This window comes from Streptomyces sp. NPDC001822 (genome assembly GCF_042892135.1).
Taxonomy (GTDB): Bacteria; Actinomycetota; Actinomycetes; order Streptomycetales; family Streptomycetaceae; genus Streptomyces.
Map to the genome: position 1 here is coordinate 22,539 of NZ_JBIATW010000010.1, position 23,223 is coordinate 45,761.

Below are 23,223 nucleotides of genomic sequence, written 5' to 3' on the forward strand. Positions count from 1 at the left end.
CCACTCCGGAAGGCGGCGATCATGACCGACCCCGTAGCAAAGCTTCCGAGCGAGCTCGACCAGCTCCCGGACCGCGACCCCGAGGAGACCGCCGAATGGGCGGCCTCCCTGGACGCCGTCACCAAGGCCGCGGGCCCGCACCGCGCCGCGTACCTGATGCGGCGCTCGCTCCAGCACGCCGAGGGCGCCGGCATCGCGCTGCCCAAGCTGCTGGAGACCGATTACGTCAACACCATCCCCACCTCCGCGGAGCCCGCCTTCGACGGCGACCTGGAGATGGAATCGAAGATCACCGCATGGAACCGCTGGAACGCGGCCGCGATGGTCACCCGGGGAGCCCGGTACGGCGTCGGCGGCCACATCGCCACGTTCGCCTCGGCCGCCTGGCTGTACGAGACCGGCTTCAACCACTTCTTCCGCGGCAAGGAGGGTGACGGCTCCGGCGACCAGCTCTACATCCAGGGCCACGCCTCGCCCGGCATCTACGCCCGCGCCTTCCTCGACGGCCGCATCAGCGAGCAGCAGCTCGACAACTTCCGCCAGGAGTCGGGCGGAGACGGCCTGCCGTCCTACCCGCACCCGCGGCGGCTGCCCTGGCTGTGGGAGTTCCCCACCGTGTCGATGGGCCTCGGCCCGCTCTCGGCGATCTACCAGGCGCGCTTCAACCGCTACCTGGCGAACCGCAACATCAAGGACACGTCGAACTCGCACGTCTGGGCCTTCCTCGGCGACGGCGAGATGGACGAGCCCGAGTCGACCGCCGCCCTCGCCCTCGCGGCGCGTGAGCGGCTCGACAACCTGACCTTCGTCATCAACTGCAACCTGCAGCGTCTCGACGGTCCTGTCCGCGCCAACTTCCGCGTGGTCCAGGAGCTGGAGGGCGCGTTCCGCGGAGCCGGCTGGAACGTCATCAAGACGCTCTGGGGCAACGCCTGGGACGAGCTGTTCCAGCTGGACACCACGGGCGCGCTGCTCCGCCGTCTGCGCGAGGTGCCGGACGCGCAGTTCCAGACGTACGCCACCCGTGACGTGGCCTACATCCGCGAGCACTTCTTCGGCGCCGAGCCCGCGCTCGCCGAGCTGGCGAAGCTGCTGACCGACGCGAAGATCGCGGAGTGCTTCTACAGCTCCCGCGGCGGCCACGAGGCCCGCAAGGTGTACGCGGCCTACCGTGCGGCCGTCGAGCACAAGGGCGCGCCGACCGTGATCCTGGCCCAGACGGTCAAGGGCTACACCCTCGGCAAGGGCTTCGAGTCCAAGAACGCCAACCACCAGATGAAGAAGCTGTCGATCGACGAGTTCAAGGGCATGCGCGAGCTGCTCGGCCTCCCGATCCCGGACAGCGCCTTCGAGGACGGGCTGGTTCCCTACGGCCACCCGGGAGCCGACTCCCCCGAGGTCCGCTACCTCCAGGAGCGCCGTGCCGCCCTCGGCGGTCCGGCCCCCGCCCGCCGGGTGCACGCCGTGGCCCTGCCCGAGCCGGAGGAGCGCGCCTTCAAGGCCCTGTACAAGGGCTCCGGCAAGCAGGAGATGGCGACCACCATGGCGTTCGTGCGCCTGGTGAAGGACCTCATGCGGGACAAGGAGACCGGCAGGCGCTGGGTGCCGATCGTCCCGGACGAGGCCCGTACCTTCGGTATGGAGTCGCTGTTCCCGTCGGCCGGGATCTACTCGCCGCTGGGCCAGACGTACGATCCGGTCGACCGCGACCAGCTGATGTACTACAAGGAGGCCAAGGACGGCCAGATCCTCAACGAGGGGATCACCGAGGCCGGTGCCATGGCCGACTTCATCGCCGCCTCCACGTCGTACGCGACGCACGGCGAGCCGATGATCCCGTTCTACATCTTCTACTCGATGTTCGGCTGGCAGCGGACCGGCGACCAGATGTGGCAGCTCGCCGACCAGCTCGGCAAGGGCTTCATCGTCGGCGCCACCGCGGGCCGTACGACGCTGACCGGCGAGGGCCTGCAGCACGCGGACGGCCACTCGCACCTGATCGCGTCCACGAACCCGGCGTCGCTCAACTACGACCCGGCCTTCGCGTACGAGATCGCGGTGATCGTCAAGGACGGTCTGCGCAGGATGTACGGCCCGGAGGCCGAGAACGTCTTCTACTACCTGACGGTCTACAACGAGCCGAAGCAGCAGCCCGCGATGCCCGAGGGCGTCGAGGACGGCATCGTCAAGGGCCTCTACCGCTTCAAGGAGGGCGCTCCGGCAGCGGAGGACGCCCCGCGTATCCAGCTCATCGGTTCGGGTACGGCGATCCACTGGGCCCTGGAGGCCCAGGAACTGCTCGCCGCCGACTGGGGTGTCACGGCCGACGTCTGGTCCGCCACCTCGTGGGGCGAGCTGCGCCGGGACGCGCTGGAGTCCGACGCGGCGCTGCTGCGCGGCGAGGAGCGCGTGCCGTACGTGACCCAGGCGCTCTCCGGCGCGCCGGGCCCGGTGCTCGCGGTCAGCGACTGGATGCGCGCGGTCCCGGACCAGATCAGCCAGTGGGTGGAGCAGGACTGGTCCTCGCTCGGCACGGACGGCTTCGGCCTCTCCGACACCCGCCAGGGTGCGCGCCGCCACTTCGGGGTCGACGCCGAGTCGGTCGCGGTCGCCGCGCTGGCCCAGCTCGCCCGCCGCGGTGAGATCCCGGCCTCGAAGGTCAAGGAGGCCCGGGAGAAGTACGGGATGTGAGCCCTGGACGGGGGCGGGTACCGGGTTCGCCCGGTGCCCGCCCCCGTCGTCGTACCGCCGGGCGCCACAATGGTCCGCATGCGTGCCGCCCGCCTGATCAAGATGGTGCTGCTCCTGCAGTCCCGCGCCTCCATGACCGCCGCCGAACTGGCGCGGGAGCTGGAGGTGTCGGAGCGCACCGTGACCCGGGACGCCCAGGCCCTCTCCGAGGCCGGGGTGCCCGTGTACGCCGACCGGGGCCGGACGGGCGGCTACCGGCTCGTCGGGGGCTACCGGACGCGTCTCACGGGTCTGGCCCGCCATGAGGCCGAGGCGCTCTTCCTGTCGGGCCTGCCCTCCGCGCTGCGCGAGATGGGCCTCGACGACGCCGCGTCGGCCGCGCGGCTCAAGGTCTCGGCCGCGCTCCTCCCCTCGCTCCGGGACGCCTCGCACACGGCGGCCCGGCGCTTTCACCTGGACGCCCCCGGCTGGTACCACGACCCGGTCACCCCGGAGCTGCTGCCCGCCGTGGCGGAGGCCGTCTGGGACGACCGGCTCGTCCACGCGCGGTACCGCCGCGGGCCGGGCGCCGAGGTGGAGCGCGAGCTGGCTCCGTACGGACTCGTGCTGAAGGCCGGGGTCTGGTACGTCTGCGCGCGGGCGGACGAGGACTTCCGGGTGTACCGGGTCGACCGGTTCACCGCGGTCGCCGTGTCGGGAACCCGCTTCGAACGGGACGAGGACTTCGACCTGCCGGGTTTCTGGGAGGAGCGGGCGGCGCAGTTCGCCCGGTCGATCCTGCGCACGGAGGTGACCGTGCGGCTGTCCGAGGCGGGCGTGCGCCGGCTGCCGCACACCGTGGACCGGGCTGCGGCCGAGGAGGCCCTGGCCGGGGCGGCCGGTCCGGACGCCGGCGGGCTGCGCACGGTCGTGCTGCCGGTCGAGTCCGCCGATGTGGCCTACGAGCAGCTGCTGGCCCTCGGACCGGAGGCCGAGGTCCTCGCCCCCGCCGGCCTGCGCGAACGTTTTGCCGATACGGCCGAACGGTTGCGCGATCTCTATCGCTGAACGTCCCCGGAAGTGAGGCCGAAGGCCTCATTTCGGTGTCTGGGCGTGCGTCGCCCGTCGTCGGGGCAGATGCTGGATCCGTGATGGACGAGACGGAGTTCTGGCAGATCATCGACAGCACCCGCGAGGCCGCCGACGGCGACCCCGAGGACCACGCCGATCTGCTCGTCGAACGGCTGGTGCGGCTCGATCCCGACTCGGTGCTGGATTTCGCCCGGCACTTCGAGGCCCGCTACAACCGCGCGTACCGCTGGGACCTGTGGGGCGCGGCGGCCGTGCTGCTCGGCGGGGCGGGCGACGACGCGTTCGACTACTTCCGCTGCTGGCTGATCGCCCAGGGCCGGGAGGTCTTCGAGGGGGCGATGCACGATCCCGACAGCCTCGCCGAGCTGCTGGACGACTTCGGCGAGGAGCTCGACGGGGACGGCGAGGAGATCGGATTCGCCGCCGACGAGGCCTACGAGCAGCTCACGGGGGTGGTCGCGCCGGACCTCGGGCTGCCGCCGCAGGCCGCGAAACCGGAGGGCACGCCCTTCGGCCTCGACGACGACGGCGTGCTCGCTGAGCGCTACCCGGCGCTCTGGGAACGCTTCGGGCCGGCCTGACCGGAACCGCGCCGGGCGCCGGGCGCCGGGCGTCAGACGGTGAGAGAACGGCCCATCAGGACGTCGTCGACGTAGCGGCCGTGCAGGTGGAACTCCCCGGGCAGTATCCCCTCGACGGTGAAGCCCTCCGACGCGTAGAGCGCCCGCGCGGGGGCGTTGTGCCCGAGCACACGCAGGGTGAGCCGCCCCGCGCCCTGCCGCCGGGCCTCCGTGCAGGCGGCGCGCAGGAGGGCCCGTGCGATGCCGTGGCGCCGCGCCCACCCGGCGACGGCGAGACCCTGGATCTGGCGTACGTGGGCGTTGCACGCGAGCGGCGTCGGGCGGCCCAGCCGGAGGTAGCCCGCCGTCCGCTCCCCGTCCTCGGTGACGGCCTCGGCGACCAGGAAGTCCGCCGGCCTGTTCCGGTCGTCGAAGAAGGGCGCGTAGGGCGGCTGCGGCCTCGGCTGGACGGAGTGGAGGCCCGACCACGTCGCCCGGTCGAGCTCCGCCAGCCCGGCCTCGTCCTCGGGAACGGCGAAGCGGACGGGACGGAGGGAGCTGATCTGCGGCGCGGGCATGCGCGCCACTGTGCCACGCGGCCGCCCCGCCCGGCATCCGTGTTCCGCGCCCCGCGTCACGGATGAGCAGCCGCGTGTGGGGCAGGATGGACGCCATGCTGCGTTCCCGAATCGCCGTCACCGGATCGACAGGCCTCATCGGAGCGGCGCTCGTGCGCTCGCTGCGCGCCGACGGGCACGAGGTGGTGCGCCTGGTGCGCCGCCCGGCCGCGACCGGCGACGAGGTGGAGTGGGATCCGAAGCGCCAGTACGTCGATGTGGCAGGGCTGGTCGGCTGCGACGCGGTCGTGCACCTCGCCGGTGCCGGCGTCGGCGACCACCGGTGGACCGACGCGTACAAGCGGGAGATCCGGGACAGCCGGGTCCTGGGCACGGCTGCCGTCGCCGAGGCGGTCGCTTCCCTCGACACCCCGCCGAAGGTGCTGCTGTCCGGGTCCGCCATCGGTTACTACGGCGACACCGGTGACCGCGCGGTCGACGAGAGCGCCCCGCCCGGCGAAGGTTTCCTGCCGTCCGTGTGCGTCGAGTGGGAGGAGGCCACCGCGCCGGCCGAGGAGGCCGGTGTCCGCACGGTCCACGCCAGGACCGGGCTGGTCGTCTCCCGGGAGGGCGGGGCCTGGGGCCGCCTCTTCCCGCTGTTCAGAGCGGGGCTGGGCGGGCGGCTGGGCAGCGGCCGGCAGTACTGGAGCTACATCGCCCTGCACGACCACGTCGCCGCCCTGCGGTACGCCCTGGACACGGAGAGCCTGTCGGGCCCGGTGAACCTGACGGCCCCCTCCCCCGTCACGAACGCGCAGGTGACGGCCGCGATGGGGCGGGTGCTGAAACGCCCCACCCTGTTCACCGCCCCGGCCCCGGCGCTGAAGCTCGCGCTCGGCGAGTTCTCCGATGACGTCCTCGGCAGTCAGCGGGTGCTGCCCGGCCGGCTCCTCGACTCCGGCTTCGCGTTCGCCTTCCCCGGCATCGACGAGGCCATCCGCGCCGCGCTGCGCTGACCCGCCCTCCCCGGGCCACGGCGGCCCGCCCGTGCGGCCGCCGTGCGACCCCGTGCACCGGTGCCCCTGGGTGCGCGCGACTGCGCCCGTATCGGCCATCCACCTAGCCTCGACCCGAACTCCGGCATTCCGGGGCCGCGTTGGGGGAAATAGCCCCCCAGCATTCGCACCGACTCGGGGAGGGGCACGTGCTCACGGCACACACAGCAGACCACGCGGATGTGGTCATCATCGGGGCCGGTATCGCCGGCCTGTCGGCGGCTCACCAGCTGATCGGCGCGGGAGTGCACGTCAGTGTCCTGGAGGCCGCCGACGAGGTGGGGGGCCGGTTGGCCACCCATGAGGTCGACGGCTTCCGGCTCGACGGTCCGGGCCCCTTGCTCAGCACGGCGTATCCGGATCTCACGGCCTCTCCGGGGCTCGACGGCCTGGTCCTGCGGGAGTTCACGCCCGGCGTCCTCGTCCACAGCGGAGGGCGGCAGTACCTCGCCGGCGACATACGGAGCGCGCGGGGCGCACTCCGCGCAGTGCGCTCCCGGTCGAGCGCCCCCAGTGCGCCCCTGGGAGGAGCGATCGAACAGGCCCGCCTCGGCGCCTGGCTGGCCCGTCTCGCCACCACCCCCGAGTCCCGCATCACCGGCCGGCCCGACAGGCCCGCGCTCACGGCGCTGTCGGCACGCGGCCTGTCGCCCCGCACCCTCGGCGGGTTCGTCCGGCCGCTGCTCTCGGCGCTGCTCTGCGACCCGGAACTGACCACGTCGAGCCGCTGCGCCGAACTCGCCCTCCGCGACTACGCGCGCGGCCGGCTCTGCGTGCCCTCGGGCGGCTCCGCGGCCCTGCCCCGACTGCTGGCCGCCGCCCTGCCGCCCGGGACCGTACGCACCGGGGTGCACGTGACGGCCGCCGGCATCACCTCCGTACGCACCAAGGAACACGGCGAGCTCGGCTGCCGGTCGCTGCTGCTGGCGACCGGCGCGGGCGCCGCCGCCGAACTGCTCCCCGGTCTGCGCACACCGGCGTTCCACCCGGTGACGGTGCTGCACCACACGGCGCCCCGGGCGCCGTCGACCGGGGCGCGTCTCCTGCTGGACGCGGACCGGTCGGGTCCGGTCGCCCACACAGCGGTGATGAGCGAGGTGGACCCCTCGCGCGCACCGCGCGGCCGCGTCCTGATCACCTCCACGGTGCTCGGCCCGCAGCCGCCGGACCTGGACCGCACCGTACGCGCGCACCTCGCCGGGCTGTACGGGACGCCCACGCACGACTGGGAACTCCTGGCCGCCCGTCACGACCCGGAGGCCGTCCCCGCGATGGTGCCGCCTCATGATCCGCAGCGGCCCGTCCGGCTGCTCGCCGGACTGTACGTGTGCGGCGACCACCGCGACGTGAGCAGCGTCCAGGGCGCCCTGGCATCGGGCCGGCGGGCGGCCTCGGCGATCCTCGCGGACCTGGGGGTGAGCCGGCCCCGCGAGGACGGGACTCGCCTCCGCGCCGCCGCTTAGGCGGTCATCCCAGGGCGGCGACCCGGTCGCGGTAGCCCCGCACGGCGACGGCGTCGCGGTACGGCTCCAGGCGCCGTTCGAAGTCCCGGACGTACTCCGTCGCGCGCGCCGACCGCATCTCGGCCGCCTGCTGGGCCGCCTCGGCACCCAGCAGGCAGGCCTGGTCCAGTTCGCCGAGCCCGAGACGCGCCGAGGCCAGGACCACACGGCAGAACAGTCTGCTCCGCGCGAAGGCGGGCGCGCGGAGCTGGAGCGACCGCTCGGCGTGCTGTGCGGCCACCCGGTACTGCTGCAGATCGCGGTGGCAGTGGCCGAACTCGTCGGCGAGCTGGGCCTCGTCGAAGAAGCGCGCCCAGTGCGGCACGTCGTCCCCGGGCCTCGCGCCCTGCAACGCGCGCTCCGACCGGACGAGGGCGGCGACACAGGCCCTGGTCTCCCCCAGGACGCCGTGCCCGCGCGCCTCCACCGCGTGCAGCAGCGCCATGACGATCTGCGGCGCGGCGGAGCCGATGCCCTGCTGGGCGACGCGGGCGAGCTGGATGGCCTCCCTGCCGTGCCCGAGATAGACGGCCTGCCGGCTCATCGTGATCAGGACGAAGGCCCCGTACGCCCGGTCACCGGCAGCCTGGGCCAGCCGCAGCGCCTGCACGAAGTAGCGCTGGGCGAGACCGTGCGCCGCGATGTCGTACGAGGTCCAGCCCGCCAGCCTGGTCAGGTCGGCGGCCGCCGAGAACAGCCGCCTGCCCATGGCCTCTCCGTAGCTCCCGCGGAGCATGGGCTCGGCCTCGTGCTCCAGGTAGCGGACGAGGGCCTGCCGGGCGTGGCCGCCGCCGTAGGCGTTGTCCAGGGTGCGGAAGAGCTCGCAGACCGAGCGCAGCGCGGCGACGTCACCGCTGCCGACCCGCAGGCCCGCACCCCGCTCGGTCTGCCGCTGGCGCGGGACGCCCAGGGGCGGTGCCGCGGGCGCGGGAGGCCGTGGGAGGCCGGGACCACGGGCGCCGTTCGGCACTCCGGGGGTACCGGGGGCCTGCGGGACGCCGCTCCCGTTCGCCTGGTGGAGTCCCTGCGGGGGCCGGGCCTCCGTGGCGGTGCGGGGGGCGGGTGCCGGGGCTGGGCCGCCCGCCCGGTCCGCCGTCCCGCCGCGGCCGACCCACTCGTCGGCGCGACCGATGAGCCAGTCCCTGCTGGGGACGACGAGTCCGGCCGGGGTGAAGGCGATCTTGCGCAGCTCGGTGTGACTGCCCGAGTCCTTGCGCCACAGACCGCTGACGATGTCGACCGCCTCCGCCGGTGTCGCCGCGAACTCGAGGCCCGCGTAGACGGGTGCGCACGCGTCCAGGCCCAGGTCCTGCGCCGAGAGCCTGCGCCCGAGGCGCCGGGTGAAGACCTCGGCGATCAGTGCGGGGGTGGTGCCGCGGGGCTGCTGGCCGCGCAGCCAGCGGGTCACCGAGGTCTTGTCGTATCGCAGGTCGAGCCCGTGTTCGAGGCCGAGCTGGTCCACCCGGCGGGCCAGCCCGGCATGCGAGAACCCGGCCTCCGCGATGAGAGCGGCGAGCCGCCGGTTCGGGGTGCGCTGGGGCGGTCGTTCCGACATCAGCTGAAAGGTCTCCTGCCATCGAGCACGGGCGGGCAGCCCTCCCGGGCTCCCCCGCGAGTGGGAGCGGGCGAGCCCGTTATGGAACGGCGCGAATTTAGCCGTCCCGGCCGCGGTCCCAGCGCCCTTCGCTCCACGTTCATCCGATCGTGTGAGGATTGCCCGGATCGCTGACGGATTCGACCGCGTACGGCCTGCCGGACCGGGTGTCCGGGACCGGTCGTACAGTGGCTGGGGGCGCACATCAGTGCATGGTGACGTGGTTCCGGGGACACCCTCCGGCCGCGCGGCACCGCGAGTAGGGAGGCACCCGAGTGAGTGAGCTGCGGTTCGTCCGTCTGGGATTCGGCGAGGAAGCCGTCGAATACCAGGAGGCCTGGCAGAAGCAGCGCGAGGTGCATGCCGCACGGTTCGAGGACACCGTCCCCGACACCTGCCTGCTCCTTGAGCACCCCTCCGTCTACACGGCGGGCCGGCGCACGACGGAGAGCGAGCGCCCGCTGGACGGCACGCCCGTCATCGACGTCGACCGCGGCGGGAAGATCACCTGGCACGGCCCCGGGCAGCTCATCGGCTACCCGATCCTGAAGCTGCCCCGCCCGGTGGACGTGGTCGCCCACGTGCGCCGGCTGGAGGACGCGCTGATCCTCACGGCCGCGGAGTTCGGTCTGGAGACCAGCCGCGTGGAGGGCCGCAGCGGTGTCTGGGTGCTCGGCGACCCGGTCGAGGACCGCCCGGCCCTCGGCGGACTCTCGCTGGACTTCGACCCCCGGCTGCACGACGAGGAGTTCGACCCCCGGCTGAACGGCCCCGAGTACGCGCCGTCCAACGCGGGCCAGCGCCGGGAGGACCGCAAGCTCGCGGCGATCGGGATCAGGGTCGCCAAGGGCGTGACCATGCACGGCTTCTCGCTGAACGTGAACCCGGACAACACGTCCTTCGACCGGATCGTGCCGTGCGGCATCCGGGACGCGGGCGTGACCTCGCTCTCGTACGAGCTGGGCCGTGAGATCACGATCGACGACGTGCTGCCGGTCGCCGAGCGGCACCTGCGGGAGGTCCTGGAGAACGCCGAGCCGGCGCCGCGCGTCATAGGCGCCCCCGAGGCCGCGGCGACACCCGCCTGAGAGGGCTCTCACGGGCCCGTCGGGAATAGGGCCTGTCGGCCACAGGTTGGGCAGACGTAAGACCGTTCTAACCACGGGCGTACCCTGGTGTTCGCCGAAGATTCCAATGCAGTGAGAGCTAAGGGGAGTGCCGGAGTGTCCGCTGTCGCACCCGACGGGCGCAAGATGCTGCGCCTCGAGGTCCGGAACAGCCAGACCCCCATCGAGCGCAAGCCCGAGTGGATCAAGACCCGGGCGAAGATGGGCCCCGAGTACAACCAGTTGCAGAAACTCGTGAAGAGCGAGGGGCTGCACACGGTGTGCCAGGAGGCCGGCTGCCCCAACATCTTCGAATGCTGGGAGGACCGCGAGGCCACCTTCCTCATCGGCGGGGACCAGTGCACGAGGCGCTGCGACTTCTGCCAGATCGACACGGGGAAGCCGCAGGCGCTCGACCGCGACGAGCCCCGCCGCGTGGGCGAGTCCGTGGTCACGATGGACCTGAACTACGCCACCATCACCGGCGTCGCCCGCGACGACCTGGAGGACGGCGGTGCCTGGCTGTACGCGGAGACCGTGCGCCAGATCCACGCGCTGACAGCGGAGCGGGAGGCGGGCGCGACCAAGGTCGAGCTGCTGATCCCCGACTTCAACGCCGAGCCCGAGCAGCTGGCCGAGGTCTTCTCCTCGCGCCCGGAGGTGCTGGCGCACAACGTGGAGACGGTGCCGCGGATCTTCAAGCGCATCCGCCCCGGCTTCCGTTACGAGCGTTCCCTGGAAGTCATCACGCGGGCCCGCGAGGCCGGTCTGGTGACCAAGTCCAACCTGATCCTCGGCATGGGCGAGACCCGCGAGGAGGTCAGCGAGGCGCTCCAGGACCTGTACGACGCGGGTTGCGAGCTCATCACGATCACCCAGTACCTGAGGCCCTCCGTCCGGCACCACCCGGTCGAGCGCTGGGTGAAGCCGCACGAGTTCGTGGAGCTCAAGGACGAGGCCGACGCGATCGGTTACTCCGGCGTCATGTCGGGTCCGCTGGTGCGCTCGTCCTACCGCGCCGGACGCCTCTTCCAGCAGGCGATCGAGCGCCGCGGCGCCGCCACCGCGGCCACGCCCTCCGTGTGAATCGGCGCACAACCGATTACTGAACAGTAATAGCCGCGACGACGCGGTCCGTACGCCCCCCGCAGGTCGGGGGCCCGTATGGGCCGCGTCGACGTGCGCGGCGCCGAAATCAGAGTTTCATTGGTGTTTGACCGACCGGTCATGCACTGGTAACACCGAGCAGTGACCCTAGGTACATACGCGATGGCTCCCGTGGCCACCGCGGTCATTGCTTCCCGCTACTCAGTGCGCGCCGGGTGCGCGCATCCGCTCCGAGGGGGAACGTCCACGATGCATGCCGCGCCGGTACGAGCCAACGCGATCCCGACCGTCACCACCGCACTCCGCGCCGTCGAGTCACTGCTCCTCAGCAGCGGCCAGCGCACCGCCCGCCGGAACGCCTGGACGGCGGTCCTCGAGGACCGTCGCAGGGCACAGGACCGGGTCGAGGCGGAGCACGTGCTGAAGGCTGTGGCCGACCACCGTTCCTAGGTCACCTCCGGGCCACGTAAACTTCGGTACATGGCGAGGAAGGCAAACACTGACGGCGCGGACAGCGCCGAGAACGCGGGGCGGCTCAAGCAGATCGCCCTGACCTACAAGATGACCAGGCGGTCGGACCCGAAGGTGGGTCTCGTCGTCGCGGGTGTGGGAATCATCACCTTCGGTGTCCTCCTCGCCATCGGTTTCGTGATCGGTCACCCGGTCTACGCGGGCATCCTGGGCTTCGTACTGGCGTTCCTCGCGATGGCGATCATCTTCGGACGCCGCGCGGAGCGGGCCGCGTTCGGGCAGATGGAGGGGCAGCCGGGCGCCGCCGCGGCGGTGCTGGACCGTGTCGGCCGCGGCTGGACCACGACCCCGGCGGTCGCGATGAACCGGAGCCAGGACGTCGTCCACCGGGCGGTCGGCAAGGCGGGGATCGTGCTCGTGGCCGAGGGCAACCCGAACCGGGTGAAGAGCCTCCTGGCCGCCGAGAAGAAGCGGATGGCCCGCATCGTGGTCGACGTACCCGTGCACGACATCATCGTCGGCGACGGCGAGGGCCAGGTGCCGCTGAAGAAGGTGCGCACCAGGATGCTGAAGCTTCCGCGGGTCCTCACCGGCCCGCAGGTGACCGCGGCCAACGACCGGCTGCGCGCGATGGGCGACCTGATGAGCAACATGCCGCTGCCGAAGGGCCCGATGCCGAAGGGCATGCGGATGCCGCGCGGCGGAAAGATGCGCTGACGCCGCTGAAGCGTGGGACGGCGCGGCCCCGGACGAGATCTCGTCCGGGGCCGCGCCGTTTCGCTGTCCGGTGCCCTTGCGCGCACCCGTCACGTGTTCTGTCCGGGATGCGGACGGCTCAGATACGGACCTGTACGGCGCGCGCCAGCCGGTCGTGGAGGCCCCGGCTGTCGCGGTCCCAGACGATGGCCGGGATGACCAGGAGGAGCAGCACGCTCCGCACGACGACCCGCACCGTCCCGAGCCGCCCGCCGTCCTCGGCGACGACCCGCAGGCCCATGATCCGCTTGCCCGGGGTGGAACCGATGGTTCCGACCGTCAGCAGGCTCATGACGAGGAAGACGCCGAGCGCCCAGTTCCCCGCCGCCTGCTGGTCACCGCGAGCGAGCAGGCCGTATGCGATCACCATGCACGCGATCCAGTCGATGAAGAGGGCCCCGAAGCGCCGGCCGAGCGGGGCGATCGACCCCGGGCCCTCCTTGGGCAGACCGAGGCGTTCGCCCCGGTGACCGAAGTCGGCGCCCATCTCCTCGGCCGCCGCGCGAGGGCCCGAGAGCCACGATCCGATTGCTTGCCTGTTGTCCACCCGACCACGGTACTGCGCGCGCGTTTGCACCCGGCCGGGCGGGGCACGGAACACGTCGCCGAGGTGTCCCGGGCAACCGGGCTGGTTAACTTGTGCGAAACAAATGGGTCATGCTGGAGAAATCCCTTCTGCCTATGGTCGGGTCCAGCGTGTGCCACCGCACTGGCCACACAGACGAGCTGCAACCCCGCCCTTTCCCGGGTCGGGAGTAGGAGGAGTTGGATGTTCCAGAACGCCGACGAAGTCCAGAAGTACATCGCCGACAACGACGTCAAGTTCGTCGACGTCCGGTTCTGCGACCTGCCGGGTGTGATGCAGCACTTCACGATCCCCGCGGCGTCCTTCGACCCGTCCGAGGAACTGGCATTCGACGGCTCGTCGATCCGCGGCTTCCAGGCCATCCACGAGTCCGACATGGCGCTCCGCGCCGATCTGTCGACGGCCCGTGTCGACCCGTTCCGCCGCGACAAGACCGTGAACATCAACTTCTTCATCCACGACCCGATCACCGGCGAGCAGTACAGCCGTGACCCGCGGAACGTCGCGAAGAAGGCCGAGGCCTACCTCGCCTCCACCGGTGTCGCCGACACCGCCTACTTCGGTCCCGAGGCCGAGTTCTACGTCTTCGACAACGTCCGCTTCCAGACGTCGGCGAACGAGAGCTTTTACCACATCGACTCCGAGGCCGGCGCCTGGAACACCGGTGCGGTCGAGAACAACCGGGGTTACAAGGTCCGCTACAAGGGCGGCTACTTCCCGACCCCGCCGGTCGACCACTTCGCCGACCTGCGTGCCGAGATCTCCATGGAGCTGGACAAGAACGGCCTCCAGGTCGAGCGCCAGCACCACGAGGTCGGCACCGCCGGCCAGGCCGAGATCAACTACAAGTTCAACACGCTGCTCGCCGCGGCCGACGACCTGATGCTCTTCAAGTACATCGTGAAGAACGTCGCCTGGCGCAACGGCAAGACCGCGACCTTCATGCCGAAGCCGATCTTCGGTGACAACGGCTCGGGCATGCACGTGCACCAGTCCCTGTGGTCCGGCGGCTCCCCGCTGTTCTACGACGAGCAGGGCTACGCCGGTCTCTCGGACATGGCGCGCTACTACATCGGCGGCATCCTGAAGCACGCCCCGTCGCTGCTCGCCTTCACCAACCCGACGGTGAACTCCTACCACCGCCTGGTGCCCGGCTTCGAGGCCCCGGTCAACATGGTGTACTCGCAGCGCAACCGCTCCGCCGCGATGCGCATCCCGATCACGGGCTCCAACCCGAAGGCCAAGCGCGTCGAGTTCCGCGCGCCGGACCCGTCCTCGAACCCGTACCTGGCGTTCTCGGCCCTGCTGATGGCCGGCCTCGACGGCGTCAAGAACAAGATCGAGCCGCCGGAGCCGATCGACAAGGACCTCTACGAGCTGGCTCCCGAGGAGCACGCTGGTGTCCAGCAGGTCCCGACCTCGCTGCCCGCCGTCCTCGACGCCCTGGAGGCCGACCACGAGTACCTCCAGGCCGGCGGCGTCTTCACGCCCGACCTGATCGAGACGTGGATCGACTACAAGCGCACGAACGAGATCGCCCCGATCCAGCTGCGCCCGCACCCGCACGAGTTCGAGCTGTACTACGACCTGTAGAACGCGGGGCGGAAGCCCCTGGCCGATGCCTGCAACGTGCCGTTCCGGCCGTTCCCGCCCGGCCTCGGAATGAGCGGCGAGGGCCGGTTCCCCCATCCGGGGAGCCGGCCCTCGCTGTCGTATGCCGGAACGCCGTCACCGACGGGGGGTCGGGGCGTCGTCGGCGGAGCGGCAGAGCGCCCGGCGGAGCCGGTGGAAGAGCCGAGGACAATAATGAATTCTTGACGACATGAAGTCGTCAATACGCACGGGTCCTTGACGCGACGTGTCCTACTGTCGATACGCGGGGGTCGGTGACGGGTCTTCAGAACGCTGGAGAGAAATTCCAGCCGGAAGTCCTGGTCATTTCTTCCGCGACCATCAGAACCATTTATTGACGTAGGCGAGTGATTTCATGAAGCTGAAGACGATAACCCGTGCAGCCGTCGTTTCCACCGGCGTGGCCGTAGCTGGGCTGACCCTGGCGACGTCCCCCGCCTCGGCCGCGGCCGCGGCCGACTGCGGCTCCGCCTGCTCCGTCTCCAAGCACGTCAATACCGGCATCGAGACGGCCGACTACCAGGCGCAGGTCAACAACAGCACATCGGGCTCCGGGGTGACGAGCTGGATCTGGGTCTGGTCGAACAATTCCGGGGCCCACGCCGACTACTACCTGAACGGCGACGGGAGCATGCACAAGATTTACGGCCCGGCCAAGGGTGCGGCGTCCACGACTCTTTCCCGGGACGTCACGTCGTTCAGGGTCTGCGGGCCCAACGGATTCGGCGCCGACACCTGTTCGGCCTGGGCGCACCCCCAGTACTAGCCTCGGTATTCCCCGAAGCCAAATCTCGAATTCCCCCGGAACACGAGGGCCGGACATTCCCGACCGGGGTGATCGTCCGATGGCGCGGGCATGAGACCAGGGCCTCTCGGCAACTCGGAGACATTTGTCGAACCGAGCGGACCGGGAGGCCCTGACGCAGTTGTGCGGAGGACAGGCGCGCGCCGCTCTGCCCTCCGCCCCGCAGAGGCGGTCCGGGGTGTCAGTCGGCAAGCAGGTCCCGCAGCTCCGTCACCGCCTCGCGGAGCCGGTCGGCGAAGGCGTGCATCTGGTCGGCGACCGCGCGCGGGGTGCTCAGGTAGAGGTTGAACCGCTGCGGCAGCAGGACGTAGGCCACACCGATGCAGCGGCTGCTCGTGGAGCCGAAGCCGAAGTACTGGATGTTCTCGGACGGTGCCGAGCTCGTGCTCAGGTAGTCGTCCCGCATGATCAGCCATCCCGGGGAGCGGTACAGGGAGGGCTGTTCGCCGACGCCGAGCTCCTCGCCCCGGCGGCGCTGGATCAGTTCCAGCTCCCAGAGGTGCTGCTCGGGCGCGTCGCCTGCCTGGCACTCCTTCGCCCGGGCGACATGGGCGGCCGCGGCGGCCCGGAACGCCGCGCGGCGGGCCTCCCGGTCGGCCACGGGGTCCTCCATCGCCGCGACGAAGGCCGGCATCTCGGGGGTCACCACCCGCATCGCCTCGGTGCGGCCGTGGCGGAACTGCCGGGTGGCGATCGACTCGTACGTCGCGCCCAGGTGCCCCTTGGCGCGCTGGTGGGCCAGTTGGTACGCGGCCTGCACGAACGCGTCCGGGGACACCCCGAGCGCCTTGGCCGCCGTGCTGCCGAAGTCCCCGAAGGAGACCGTGGTGGTGGCGGTGTCCCGCCCGTACGCGGCGAACGCGTCGGCGGCTGTGCGTACCCGTTCCCGCAGCGGCTCGTCCAGGTCGAAGGCGAGCGGGTTCGGGACCGGCTCGCCCTGGGAGCGTGCGCCGGAGAGGCGGGAGTGCTCGTCGGGCGGGGTGCCGAGCAGCGCGTCGGTGAAGCTGAGGATGGTCGTCCCGTCCAGCTCGCAGTGCTCGACGTTGATGCCCGCCCGGCCGTCCGCGTAGACGACGAAGGAGACGGCCTTGTCGAACCACCGGTTTCCCCGGTCTCCGTAGAGCAGTTCGTCGCAGGTCCCCTGGGTGTCCCCGGGTGCGAAGTCCTCCAGGCAGACGCAGAAGAGGGCGGTCTCGACGTCGTCCAGCGTCCGGGCGTTGCCCGGGCTCCTGGCCAGCAGCTCCTGCCGGGCGGCCGCCCACTCGGCCCGCGCCATGGTGGTCAGGTGACCTGTCCGGTCCTCGTCCGCCGTGTGGACGTCGGCCTTGGTCACCGCGCGGAGCCCCGCCTCGATCTCGTCGAGGCTGTGCGGGACGCCGTCGGGGCCGATGACGTCCAGCCGGAACATGGTGCCGCGAAAGAAGACGACGATGTGCCGCGCCGTCGAGGGCCCGGGCGCCTGCTCGCTGTACGGGGCGCGCACGGTGTCCAGCGGCACTCCGGGGATGCGCGTGGTGGAGAAGAGGTACTTGTTCTGCACCATCGACTGCGGAACCCCGCGCTGTTCCACCGGTGCCACGAGACCCTCGCCGAGACGCCGTTTGTAGTGGAGCGCCCCGGCGACGAGTCCGGCCGCGCGGTCGAGCTGCCCCTCCCCGGTGTCCTGGAAGAGGAAGAAGAAGTTGGCGTTGAGCGCGATGCGGTCCCGGCGGCCGAGGTAGCGGTAGGGCCAGAAGGTGTCGAGCCAGCTGTGCACCCCCTCCGTCGCGTCGTACTCCTCCAGCGCCGCGTGCAGTGTCCGGCCCGGGCCGCCGGGCCGCAGGAAGGCCGCGACCTCGGCCTCGGTGGCCGCCCGCTCCTCCTCGTTCAGCAGGGGGGCGCACCAGGCGAGGAACCTCTCGCAGCTCGCCTCCAGCGTGGGCAGCGGCACCTTCGGCAGACTGCCTTCACGGGCGAAGGTCGCTCCGGCTGCTGCTTCCTGACTGACGTTCAATGCGGCTCTCTTCTCGGTGAGTGGGTGGGAAAGGGATCTACCGGTTCCGGGGCGTGGAGAGGTGGAGCTGGGCGTAGAGCCAGCCATCCTCCTCCAGTCCCCTCGCGTCCACCTCGGCCGCGGCCATGCCGTCCAGGACCCGTCGCTGTTCCTGGGGCCCGGCGAACCGCCGCTGTCTGAAGACCCCGTCGACCGTGATCGTGCGGTAGCCGAGGCCGGCCAGGGCCCGCTCGACGGGGTCGAAGGGGAACATGCGCAGGACGAAGTGCGCCATCCAGGGAAGACGGCCGTCCTGGGCGCGGACGACGCGGACGAGCGTGCGTTCGGTGACGTAGCCGATGCATCCGGTCGAGATCACCAGGTCGGTGCCGGCGAGCCGGGCGCGCTGCTGCGGGGTGGGGTCGTACGTCTCCAGGTCGGCGTGGACCGTGTCGTCGAGGAAGCCGGCCTCGCGGGCGTAGGCCAGTGCGCCGGTGGAGGCGTCCAGGCCGGTGAACCGCAGGCCGTTCGCGGGGCTGCGGGAGCGCGAGAGGTCCTGGTCCCGTGCCAGGAGCCCGGCGCGTGTGGTGGGGCCGGTGCCGTCGTAGCGCGCGTAGAGCTCGTCCATCGTGAGGTCGTACTTGAGCAGGGCCGCGTTGATCCCGTACGAGCAGCCGATGTCGAGCACCCGGGGGGCGGCGATGCCTTCGGTCTCGCGGTACTCCTTGACGAGCTTCTCGAAGTAGGGCTTGGCCAGTTGGGGCACGCAGTAGCCGAGGGGGCGCAGTTCCTGGAAGTAGGTCCGGGGATCGGGTGCCGTGTAGATGTGGTCCAGCGAGACTTTTCCGGTCGCGTCGAGGCGCAAGGGGCTTCTCCTTGGTGGATCGCGTGGCTGGGCCCGGGTCGGGAGAAGTCCGTCAGTCCAGCAGCCGGTCCCCCCGCACCGCGCGGCCCTCCGCGGCCAGGTGCTCGGGCAGCACGCGGCCGAAGAGCTGCCTGGTGCGGGCCACGCTCCCGATGACGCCGGGGCGCTCGCTGTAGGCGAAGATCGCGCTGTGCCGCGCCCGGCCGCCCCGCACGGGGCTGACCCGGTGCAGCGAATAGCGGCCCATGAACAGCTGGAGGTCGCCCGGCTTCAGCAGGAGGCGCCGGGTCGGCGGTCCGCCGCCGTCCAGGACGTCCCGGACGTCGTCGAAGCACTCGTCGTCGGCGGACCTGATGTGCGGGCAGTACTCGAAGTCGCCGCCGCTCTCTGCCTCCTGGGTCAGCATGCTGACCGTGTACTCGTTGGTGTCGAAGTGCCAGGGGTGCTCCATTCCCGGGCGTACGACGTTGAGGACGAGTCCCGAGAGCGGATCGGCGAGCTCGTGCAGGCGGGGCAGTGCGAAGCAGTCGGCCACGAAGCGCTGGAACAGCCCGTTGCCGTAGAGCCGGCCGATGAGGGCGTCGGCGGGCACGCGGTCGCGGGCGACGAAGGCGTTGCCGCGCTGGAAGGTGCGCCGCCCGGGGTGGTCGTCGGGCAGGCCGGCGTCCACGTCGATGTTGTAGACGTTCACCGTCTCCACGTCGAAGTACGCCTGCGGGGCGATGGCCGCGCACTCCTGCCGCAGGACCTCGTGGAGCGCGGGCCGGATGAAGTCCGGGAGCACGGTGCAGCCGACCTCGGCCAGTTCGCCGCGCGCCCGCGCGACCACGGCCTCGTATCCCGGGCTCTCCGGGTCCGACAGGGGGTAGCGGTCCGTGTCGACCACCTGGTCGAGCGTGATGGCTTGCAGAGTGCTCATTCGACCCTCTCCACGCGCACGTCGGGACTGGACGTCGTCAACTCAACTGATGAGTAGCAGAGTTGAAGTTCCCACAGCCCTGCCGCGATGTCTGTGACACGTCACACGTCCACAGGGGCGCGTGGGCCGCCCGACGGCCGGCCGGAGGTGCGGAGGGGCCGTCGGCGCCCTCGGGCCCGGCCGTCCCGCCCGGCAGGTGACCAGCCACGGGGCCGGAGGGCGGGAGACGCCGGGCGGGGCGACGGCCTCGCGGCGCCGTCACCCCGCGGACCGGGCACCGAAGGGTGGCCGCCGCTCCTCACCGGTGCGCGTCGGATGCCCTGATCGCGGCGCGCAGCATCGGGCCGACCTGCTCGGACAGGTCGGCGGAGTGCTGGGCGGCCCACGAGAGGCCGAGTGCGACCGCGATGACCGCGCGGATGGTCAGCTCGGGGCGGATGAGACCGGCCTCCTGTGCCCGTTCGAGCAGTCGGCCGCCGGCGGAGTTCATACGGTCGCACGCCTCGTGCAGCCCTGATTCCTCGTTGGCCAGGGCATCCATGATCGACTCCGGGAGGCCCTGGTACGTCGCCGATCCGGCTGCCATCTCCTCAAGCCATGCCAGGAGCGCGGCCTCCGGGTCGGGGGACGCGAACAGGCCGTCGGCACGCGCGCGCAGGGCGTCGAAGTTCGCGTCGAGCAGCGCCTCGAGGAGTACGTCACGGGTGGGGAAGTGGCGGTAGAGCGTGCCGATGCCCACGCCGGCCCTGCGGGCGACGTCGCGAAGGGACGCGTTGGTGCCGTGTTCGGCGATGACCTCCCCCGCCGCCGTCAGCAGCAGGGCGCGATTTCTGAGCGCATCGGCGCGAGTTGTCGGTGGCACGTCATGACCTCACACGGGACGGAGCGGTACGTCGTTCGTTTAGCGGAGCACCGCTCCGCTATGATCTCTTCCGGAGCGTCGCTCCGGCGTCATCGACATCGTACGGAGCGGCGCCCGGGCACGCGACGGCACCGCCGGACGGGCGGGAGTGCGCCCCTGGCGCACGCAGGCGGGCGGCGACGCCCCACCACAGGCAACGACAGAGGGAGAGAACCGTGCGCGCGATCATCGTCGGGTCATCCGCGGGACAGAGTGTGGCGTCAGTGGGGGACCTCCCCGATCCCGAGCCCGCCGCCGGGCAGGTTCGCATCAGGATGGCGGGCGCCGCGGTCAACCCCGCGGATCTGCACGCCCTCGACGGCCGCGCCCCCGAGATCGGCGACGGGCGGCTGCGGGGGCTGGGACTGGACGTCTCGGGCGTCGTGGACGCGGTGGGCCCCGGTGTGCGGGGCCTGACGGCCGGTATGCCGGTGGCCGCGATGACGTTCCCCCACGCACCCCACTCAGCAGCCGGAGCGGCCGCGGAGTACGTGATCGTGCCGGCCGCCGACGTGGCGCCCGTGCCCGACGGGGTCGGCCTGCTCGACGCCGCCACGGTCCCGCTCAACTCGCTGACCGCTGACCAGCTCATCACCCTGCTCGGCCCCTCCCGCGGCAGGAGCCTGCTGGTCACCGGAGCGGCCGGCGGGGTCGGAGGGTACGCGGTGGCCCTCGCCGCGCTCGCCGGCTGGTCCGTCACCGGACTCGCCCGCGCCTCCGACGCGGACTTCCTGGTGCGGGCCGGAGCCACGGCGACGATCACCTCCCTGGAGGGAGTCACGGGCTTCGACGCGGTACTGGACGCGGCGCGTCTGAACGGCCCGGCGCTGAAGGCCGTACGCGACCAAGGGGCGTACGCCGGTGTCTTCCCCGGTGCTGAGCCGCCGGCCGAGCGGGGCATCACCGTCGTCAGTGCGGTCGTCGTCCCGGACGGCGGCCGGTTGCGCGAGATGCTGCGACTGACCGCGGAGGGACGGCTCGAAGCGCGCCGGGCCGGCACGGTCCCGCTGGCCGAGGCCGCGACCGCCTACCGGGCCCTCCGCGACGGTGGCAGCCGGGGACGCTGGGTACTGACGCCGTGATCAGGGCGGCCGGGTCCGGTGCCGGGGCGGACGTCGAGCCTCTGAACACCCCCACCCCCCGGCGCCGTTCAGGACTTCGGCCGTCGACGGACGCCCCGTCGGCGGCGCGCGGCGAAGGCTGAGCGGGGTGCCGCGGCTCCGGCCCGGCACTCCCGCCGTATACGGAATCGCCCGTGCCCCCGGGCCCGCCGGGCGACGGCGGACCCGTGCCCCCGACGATCCGGGGGCACGGGCGGTGCGGTCAGCGGCCGTAGCGGATCAGGGCGCGGACCATGCGGCAGGTGGTGTCGGACGGCGGGTGGATGGCGAGACGGTCGGCGGTCGTGCGTATCCGGTCGTTGTCGGCGCTCGACGGCTGGTAGACGCCGCTGTCGAGCAGGGCGATCGCCAGGCGCATGGCCTTCAGGCGACGGTTGTGCGAGACGTACCACTCGCGGGGCCGGCCCGCGGGGAGCGGCTTCTTGCGCGGTGGCGTGTGGAGCGGCTCGGTCGTGACTGTGGCGACGGCCATCGGCAACCTCCTGGCACGGTGGTGGAACCCTCACGAACTCCCACCATTTTACTGCCGCGCACTGACAATCGCCCCTGGCCAGAGGCCTTTTCGGGGTCACTCCCGTACCCTGGGCCCCATGGAGATCTGGATCAATCCCGCCTGTTCCAAGTGCCGCAGCGCGGTGAGTCTGCTCGATGCCGAGGGCGCCGACTACACCGTCCGCCGGTACCTGGAGGACGTGCCCTCTCCCGAGGAGATCCGGGACGTGCTCGGCCGCCTCGGGCTGGAGCCGTGGGACATCACCCGCACCGGGGAGGCCGACGCCGTGGACCTCGGGATCAAGGAGTGGCCGAGGGAGGCCGGCTCGCGCGAGCGGTGGATCACCGCGCTCGCCGGACACCCCGCGCTGATCCAGCGCCCGATCATCACCGCCGAGGACGGGACCGCCGTGGTGGCCAGGTCCGAGGAGGCCGTCCGGGACGCGCTCGGGCGCTGAACCACCGGATCAGGCGCGCACCGGCGCGAGCTGCGCCTCGGCCTCGGCGAGCAGCTCGGTGAGCCGCAGCCCGAACCGTACGTCGCAGGGGTGTGCCACACCCGTACGCGCCGCCTCCGCGAGCGCGTCCACGGCGATCCGGAAAGCGTCGCTCGCGTCCACCGCGTCCGCGGGCAGGCTGGACACACCGGCCTCTCCCCGGACCTCCAGCTCGGTCCCGGTCGCTCCTTCCGGTGCGTCCAGGGCGAGCGTCAGCGTGCTCGACGCACCGGAGGCGTGGCGCAGGAGCAGGTGCGCGGCGTCCGCGGGTCCGCGGACCGCGGTCATCTCCGTCACCTCGCCCAGCACCGGGACGAGGACCGAGAGCGCGTGCGGGCCGACGTCCCAGAGGCCGCCCTTCTCCCGGCGCCAGGGCGAGGCGCCGAACTCGTTGTCCGCGCCCGGGGCGAACAGTGCGCCGATCCACATGGCCCGTGCCGTGAACCAGCCGCCCTCGGCGGCCCGGTCGGCGATCCAGGCGGCGGTGCCCGCGTCGAACCGCATGGTGCAGAAGACCACGGAGGCGACACCGGCCCGCCCGGCCGCCTCGGCGACCTCGCGCGCGCCCGCGACCGTGGTCGCGACGGGCTTGTCCAGCAGCAGGTGGCGCCCCGCGGCGGCCGCCCGTACGGCGAGCGGCGCCTGGACGTCCGGCGGCACGGCGAAGGCGATCGCGTCGCTGCCGGCCACCAGCGCGTCGAATCCCGCGTCGCCCGTGAAGGCCTCGGTCCCGTGCGCCGACGCGAGCGTCTCCGCGGCTTCGGGGCGCCGGCCCCAGATGCCGCTCAGTACGACGTCCGGATGGGAGGCGAGGGCGGGGGCGTGGGTCATGCGGGCCCAGGGACCGGCGCCGACGAGGCCGATGCGCAGCGGTCCGCCGGAGGCGACGTGTGTGTTCATGCTACAAGTGTGCCTGGACGCGGCCGCGCGACGCGCCCCGCACCCCGCGCACCGTGCGGTGGT

22 protein-coding genes are annotated in these 23,223 nt (G+C 71.9%); 13 read left to right on the forward strand and 9 right to left on the reverse strand.

Annotation, left to right across the window (positions count from 1 at the left end; all coding sequences use genetic code 11):
* The first annotated feature begins 21 nt into the window (after window positions 1–21).
* The 3 genes from aceE to ACFYY2_RS22640 all read left to right on the forward strand — a co-directional run bounded on the left by aceE (window position 22) and on the right by ACFYY2_RS22640 (window position 4,343).
* Window positions 22–2,691, forward strand: coding sequence for a pyruvate dehydrogenase (acetyl-transferring), homodimeric type (gene aceE / locus ACFYY2_RS22630; RefSeq protein WP_388745627.1), 2,670 nt, complete (start codon window positions 22–24; stop codon window positions 2,689–2,691).
* Window positions 2,692–2,769: 78 nt separating this feature from the next.
* The gene (locus ACFYY2_RS22635) at window positions 2,770–3,738 is read left to right on the forward strand and encodes a helix-turn-helix transcriptional regulator (protein ID WP_388745629.1); all 969 of its coding nucleotides are present in this window, start codon (window positions 2,770–2,772) and stop codon (window positions 3,736–3,738) included.
* A gap of 83 nt (window positions 3,739–3,821) precedes the next feature.
* Window positions 3,822–4,343, forward strand: a complete 522-nt coding sequence (locus ACFYY2_RS22640; RefSeq protein ID WP_388746056.1) for a DUF4240 domain-containing protein — start codon at window positions 3,822–3,824, stop codon at window positions 4,341–4,343.
* 32 nt (window positions 4,344–4,375) lie between these two features.
* On the opposite strand, the gene ACFYY2_RS22645 is transcribed toward ACFYY2_RS22640, so the two are convergent.
* Window positions 4,376–4,900 (reverse strand): GNAT family N-acetyltransferase, encoded by a 525-nt coding sequence (locus ACFYY2_RS22645; protein ID WP_388745631.1) that lies wholly within the window; start codon window positions 4,898–4,900, stop codon window positions 4,376–4,378.
* Window positions 4,901–4,995: 95 nt separating this feature from the next.
* On the opposite strand from ACFYY2_RS22645, the gene ACFYY2_RS22650 reads away from it, so the two are divergent.
* Both ACFYY2_RS22650 and ACFYY2_RS22655 read left to right on the forward strand, forming a co-directional pair.
* Complete coding sequence (locus ACFYY2_RS22650; protein WP_388745633.1) at window positions 4,996–5,895, forward strand: TIGR01777 family oxidoreductase; 900 nt, start codon at window positions 4,996–4,998, stop codon at window positions 5,893–5,895.
* A 188-nt stretch (window positions 5,896–6,083) separates the two neighbouring features.
* Window positions 6,084–7,397, forward strand: a complete 1,314-nt coding sequence (locus ACFYY2_RS22655; RefSeq protein WP_388745635.1) for an FAD-dependent oxidoreductase — start codon at window positions 6,084–6,086, stop codon at window positions 7,395–7,397.
* Window positions 7,398–7,401: 4 nt separating this feature from the next.
* Here ACFYY2_RS22655 and ACFYY2_RS22660 read toward each other — a convergent pair whose 3' ends face one another.
* Window positions 7,402–8,991, reverse strand: coding sequence for a regulator (locus tag ACFYY2_RS22660; protein WP_388745637.1), 1,590 nt, complete (start codon window positions 8,989–8,991; stop codon window positions 7,402–7,404).
* 314 nt (window positions 8,992–9,305) lie between these two features.
* On the opposite strand from ACFYY2_RS22660, the gene lipB reads away from it, so the two are divergent.
* The 4 genes from lipB (at window position 9,306) to ACFYY2_RS22680 (ending at window position 12,431) form a co-directional block, all read left to right on the forward strand.
* Window positions 9,306–10,118 (forward strand): lipoyl(octanoyl) transferase LipB, encoded by an 813-nt coding sequence (gene lipB, locus ACFYY2_RS22665; RefSeq protein WP_388745639.1) that lies wholly within the window; start codon window positions 9,306–9,308, stop codon window positions 10,116–10,118.
* 135 nt (window positions 10,119–10,253) lie between these two features.
* Entirely contained in the window at window positions 10,254–11,222 is a 969-nt protein-coding gene (gene lipA / locus ACFYY2_RS22670; protein ID WP_388745641.1) for a lipoyl synthase, read from the forward strand.
* Window positions 11,223–11,492: 270 nt separating this feature from the next.
* Entirely contained in the window at window positions 11,493–11,693 is a 201-nt protein-coding gene (locus ACFYY2_RS22675; RefSeq protein WP_388745643.1) for a hypothetical protein, read from the forward strand.
* 30 nt (window positions 11,694–11,723) lie between these two features.
* Complete coding sequence (locus ACFYY2_RS22680) at window positions 11,724–12,431, forward strand: DUF4191 domain-containing protein (protein ID WP_388745645.1); 708 nt, start codon at window positions 11,724–11,726, stop codon at window positions 12,429–12,431.
* Between the two features lie 118 nt (window positions 12,432–12,549).
* Here the strand turns inward: ACFYY2_RS22680 and ACFYY2_RS22685 are convergent, their stop codons facing one another.
* Window positions 12,550–13,017, reverse strand: a complete 468-nt coding sequence (locus ACFYY2_RS22685; protein ID WP_388745647.1) for an RDD family protein — start codon at window positions 13,015–13,017, stop codon at window positions 12,550–12,552.
* A gap of 222 nt (window positions 13,018–13,239) precedes the next feature.
* On the opposite strand from ACFYY2_RS22685, the gene glnA reads away from it, so the two are divergent.
* Together glnA and ACFYY2_RS22695 are read left to right on the forward strand one after the other, a co-directional pair.
* The gene (gene glnA, locus ACFYY2_RS22690; protein WP_388745649.1) at window positions 13,240–14,649 is read left to right on the forward strand and encodes a type I glutamate--ammonia ligase; all 1,410 of its coding nucleotides are present in this window, start codon (window positions 13,240–13,242) and stop codon (window positions 14,647–14,649) included.
* 394 nt (window positions 14,650–15,043) lie between these two features.
* Window positions 15,044–15,454, forward strand: a complete 411-nt coding sequence (locus ACFYY2_RS22695; protein WP_388745651.1) for a hypothetical protein — start codon at window positions 15,044–15,046, stop codon at window positions 15,452–15,454.
* 220 nt (window positions 15,455–15,674) lie between these two features.
* On the opposite strand, the gene ACFYY2_RS22700 is transcribed toward ACFYY2_RS22695, so the two are convergent.
* The 4 genes from ACFYY2_RS22700 to ACFYY2_RS22715 all read right to left on the reverse strand — a co-directional run bounded on the left by ACFYY2_RS22700 (window position 15,675) and on the right by ACFYY2_RS22715 (window position 20,111).
* Window positions 15,675–17,486: a choline/carnitine O-acyltransferase gene (locus ACFYY2_RS22700; RefSeq protein WP_388745653.1), complete on the reverse strand. Its 1,812-nt coding sequence runs from the start codon at window positions 17,484–17,486 to the stop codon at window positions 15,675–15,677.
* A gap of 37 nt (window positions 17,487–17,523) precedes the next feature.
* Window positions 17,524–18,330, reverse strand: a complete 807-nt coding sequence (locus tag ACFYY2_RS22705; protein WP_388745655.1) for a class I SAM-dependent methyltransferase — start codon at window positions 18,328–18,330, stop codon at window positions 17,524–17,526.
* 52 nt (window positions 18,331–18,382) lie between these two features.
* Complete coding sequence (locus tag ACFYY2_RS22710; RefSeq protein ID WP_388745657.1) at window positions 18,383–19,249, reverse strand: arpA protein; 867 nt, start codon at window positions 19,247–19,249, stop codon at window positions 18,383–18,385.
* A 298-nt stretch (window positions 19,250–19,547) separates the two neighbouring features.
* Complete coding sequence (locus ACFYY2_RS22715) at window positions 19,548–20,111, reverse strand: TetR/AcrR family transcriptional regulator (protein WP_388745659.1); 564 nt, start codon at window positions 20,109–20,111, stop codon at window positions 19,548–19,550.
* A 215-nt stretch (window positions 20,112–20,326) separates the two neighbouring features.
* On the opposite strand from ACFYY2_RS22715, the gene ACFYY2_RS22720 reads away from it, so the two are divergent.
* A complete protein-coding gene (locus ACFYY2_RS22720; RefSeq protein ID WP_388745661.1) occupies window positions 20,327–21,232 on the forward strand; it encodes an alcohol dehydrogenase catalytic domain-containing protein in 906 nt (301 codons plus the stop codon).
* Window positions 21,233–21,473: 241 nt separating this feature from the next.
* Here the strand turns inward: ACFYY2_RS22720 and ACFYY2_RS22725 are convergent, their stop codons facing one another.
* A complete protein-coding gene (locus ACFYY2_RS22725) occupies window positions 21,474–21,743 on the reverse strand; it encodes a hypothetical protein (RefSeq protein WP_388745663.1) in 270 nt (89 codons plus the stop codon).
* 118 nt (window positions 21,744–21,861) lie between these two features.
* On the opposite strand from ACFYY2_RS22725, the gene ACFYY2_RS22730 reads away from it, so the two are divergent.
* Window positions 21,862–22,221 carry an ArsC/Spx/MgsR family protein gene (locus ACFYY2_RS22730; RefSeq protein ID WP_388745664.1) on the forward strand — a complete coding sequence of 120 codons (360 nt, stop codon included), beginning with the start codon at window positions 21,862–21,864 and terminating at the stop codon, window positions 22,219–22,221.
* A 9-nt stretch (window positions 22,222–22,230) separates the two neighbouring features.
* Here ACFYY2_RS22730 and ACFYY2_RS22735 read toward each other — a convergent pair whose 3' ends face one another.
* Entirely contained in the window at window positions 22,231–23,160 is a 930-nt protein-coding gene (locus ACFYY2_RS22735; protein WP_388745666.1) for a Gfo/Idh/MocA family protein, read from the reverse strand.
* Window positions 23,161–23,223 lie beyond the last annotated feature (63 nt).